At 44.2% G+C, this 3,853-nt stretch carries 1 protein-coding gene; it reads right to left on the reverse strand.

The annotated features are described in order from the left end of the window. Positions 1 to 372 precede the first annotated feature (372 nt). On the reverse strand, positions 373 to 3,759 hold the full coding sequence (locus CAG69_RS18125; RefSeq protein ID WP_161445502.1) for a hybrid sensor histidine kinase/response regulator: 3,387 nt from the start codon (positions 3,757 to 3,759) through the stop codon (positions 373 to 375). Positions 3,760 to 3,853: the final 94 nt, after the last annotated feature.

The raw sequence follows: 3,853 nt of genomic DNA on the forward strand, positions 1-3,853 counted from the left end.
TTAATTAATTAGCTAAAAATTAATCTGCCGTTCTGTTGTGATTGAGTTCGCAATCTCTGTCAATTGTTGGTTAAAAACCGTTTGTTATCTGAAAAATAGTCTCTTTTATCGACAGTTTTCTCTCATTTATTGCTCTTTTTTTATTGTGAAAATGAAGTGTTTTATTCGCTCGATTCAACCTGGTTTGGGTAGGTTAGAGCGATAGAAGCGTATGTTTGGAATGCCTACCATGGACAACTTTGTCCAGAGGCTTATTCGGCATTTTAATGTGGTACCGGTAGAGAGTCGCTGTATTGTTCGTCTTTAGAGAAAGAGAAGGCTTGGATAATAAAAAGCCCAGCGTATGCGCTGGGCTAGTTTTTTTGATAGGTACTAGCTGGTCAACAGTCGCTGTAGTTTATCTCGTTGAGCTTCGATGTACGCACGCTCAGGACTCTGTTCTTTACAGTGTTCAAGGATGAATTCTATCGAGCTCAATACCGTTCTCCAACGTGGCGTTTTCGGCAGCGTTTCTATACGCATGTATTTATCCAAAGTGCGTGTTTGCAGAGTGCTACGGTCAAGATAAACGCGCCATAAGCCACTTTGTTCGGCAAATGCGAATTTACTTTCACCAGTGACTGACTCCCAGTACTCTAAGGCATGTGTCATTGCGTCGACCAGAATTTCTCGCATTAGCTCTTGTTTGTCTTTTTTGTTACCAAGCGCTTTGTCTGCAAGGCGTGTAAACTCTCCACCGAGTTCTTTCAGCTTCTGCAGCTGGTCTTTATCGCCATCAAAAGCATAACTTGAAAGCACCTCTACTGCGGTTTCTAGGTTGTGTATGCGAGCGGCATTGGCTCCTCCGCCAACATTAAAGATATACATGACATCTAAGCCTGAGCCTTCAGGTAGTTTAAGAATGTCTGCTTCGATGTTTTGACGAATATCTTCAATATAGATATCAATCTTGCCACAGTAATGAGGTTGTTTGACGGTCAGATACTTAGGTGCAATCAACTCATCGGCAGATGAACGTTTTAATTGTTCTAAGTTACGCTTGAATAGCTTGCAAGCAGCTTCATTAGCAAACCGAATACGCTTATCTTCACGCAAACAGATAATCGCTTCAGGAGCCGATTCCAGTTGTTCCAACAATCGCCCTTGAGTTTCTAATAAGCTTGCCTCTACAGCCGCTCGTTGGCGAAGTTCAGATTCAAGTATCTTATTCTCCATGTGGCGCATTTCTGCTTGGCTTGCCGTTAAGTGCGCTTGGATTCGTGCAGCTAGCTCTTGTTTATTGAATGGCTTAGACAAATAGTCGTTGGCTCCTGCTTCAAAGCCTCGTACACGATCTTCTGTTTGACTAAGCGCGGTGAGCATAATGATAGGTAGCTCGGCATGATCATAAGTTTCACGTAATTCACTGCAGACTTGATAGCCGCTCATGCCTGGCATCATGATATCCAATAATAGGAGTTCCGGTTTTTCCTGCTCAACGAGTGCTAATGTTTCTGGTCCATCAGAGACGGTACGTACGCGATAGCCCTCTAAACGTAAGAAGCTCTCAAGCACACGCAGGTTTACTGGCTCATCGTCAGCGACATACAGTAACGGGCCGTCTGGATTCTCTGGCAGTGATAAGTCTTCATTGTTCTCTACATCGATTTCAGGAATCTGGAAGTGTCCGTGCGCTGCAAGGGTTTGAGTTGTTTGGATCTCTTCTTCACTGGCAAGTGGTAACGTGAAACTGAAGGTGGTGCCGACCATAGGCTGGCTGCTGACGTATAACGAGCCACCCATCAACTCAATCAATTGACGGCTAATCGAAAGCCCGAGCCCCGCACCTTGACGATAGCGACTTGCGTCTTGTCCCGCTTGGATAAGTGGTTCGAAAATATGTTCAAGATATTCTGCGGGAATACCTTGCCCAGTATCCACAACTTGCACACGAACATGATCATCAACCACATTGGCGGAGATAACGATTTTACCTTCAGAGGTGTACTTAATCGCATTACCGATCAGGTTATATAACACTTGTTCAAGGCGTTGAGGATCGGCAGACACCGCTTTCAAATCCGCTGGTACTTGGTTGATGATACGGATGGTTTTATTTCCGAGTAAATGGCTGGAAAGCTCTAGTACCAGTCGCGTTGCACTGGCTAAACTCACCGCTGACTTCTGGATATCCATGCTTCCGTAACGCATTTTATGATAATCCAATAAGTCATCAACAAGGTTTGCGAGACGTTGCCCACTTTTAATGATGATATCAAGCTGATATTTCTGGCTAGCAGGGATAGCACCGTTAGCGCCGGACGCTAAAGTCTCAGCGATTCCGACCATGCCGTGCAATGGTGTGCGAAGTTCATGAGAAGTGGTGGCTAAGAACTCATCTTTAAGTTTGTCGGCCAATTGCAGTTCATCATTTTGTTTTTGAATGATCTGGATGTTGCTCTCGAGCTCTTCATTTTGCTTCTTAATGGTTTGAATTTTCTCTCGAATAGAGCGTTGCATTCGTTCAAAACTCAGCGCAAGACGGCCAATTTCATCTTTGCGAACCGTATTAAAGGTGGTGTCATCAAGATCTCCGGCAGACACTTTTTCGGCAGCCCAAGTTAACTTCAGCAACGGAGAAGTAATAAAGTTTGATAAATAATGGGAAGCGATTACCACTAGAATGATGGCGATCAGCATGGCGATAACAAACAGTTTTTCTAGTTGATGAATACGAGCGAAAGCTTCGTTTTCTGGTAATTGCACGACGAGTGCCCAAATAACACCACGCGTTTCAATCGGTGCATAAGCAGCGATGATCTCTTCACCTAAACCGTTCGTGTAAGTGCCGACGCCAAATGCACCAGAGAGTGCTTTATCGATCACTTCTAAGCTGTTCTTAATGTCATCTTGCTTGGTGTTAATTGTGCGAGGTTGGTGATCATTTCCAACCAGTAAGGTGTTAATGGATGACTCTCGGTTGGCGTCTGCGGCTAACTTCGTGATGCCATTATTTGGTAAGCGGAACATAGCATAGCTGTGTAGGTAGCCTTGCTGAACAATTGGAGCACCTAACCAAGCGACTTGTTTACCACGTTCTAGTTCGAAGTCAGACACAATCACAGGGGTGTAGTCTTCATTCACCTTACGGCGTTCAGTGACGTCATCAGCTAGACGCTTGAAGGTTTTGCCAAGTGCTGAGTCTTTGTAGGGGCCTGATAATAAGTTTGTTCCGTAGTTATCGTCTTTGTTGATCGAGTAGGTAACATTACCGTTGATATCGACCAGCAAAATATCATTAAAATCAGAGCGCTTGAGGAGCTCCAAGTAGGCCCAGTGGTAACGTTTATGTAAGAGTCGGTAACGTTCACTTCCGACATAGTTGGAAGACTCGGGTAACGTTGACGTTTTGATTTGATCTCCGCTGCCTTCAATGTAGCGCTGTTGGGCATTTGTACGAGATTCTTCAATGTCATTACCTAAACGACTAAAAGCATTGACGAGACCGTAGAATCGACCACCACTGGCGTAAGCCAGTTCAGAGCGCACAAAGCCCATGACTTCGGTTTCCCGCGCCTCAAAGTAGTCGATAATTTGCTGTTGTTTTGTATCTCTAACAGACAACAAGTGTGAGGTGCTTTGTTCTTGCAGATCTTTACTGTGGGACTGTAGGAAAAAGATCGCAGTAATAGTAAGAGGTGTGATACTGAGCACCAGAAATGCGGTCATCAGTGTACTCTGAAGGCGCTTAAATTTCTGTTTTTTGTAGAATTTAAACATGGATAAGATTACAACTCATAAAGGGCAGTTCTAAAATGTACTTCGCTGCCGAGGTTCTCGTTAAAAACGGATAAGAAGTTCAACTAGATAGAAT

Source organism: Vibrio sp. V43_P6S15P86 (genome assembly GCF_009904725.1).
GTDB classification, from domain to species: Bacteria; Pseudomonadota; Gammaproteobacteria; order Enterobacterales; family Vibrionaceae; genus Vibrio; species Vibrio diabolicus.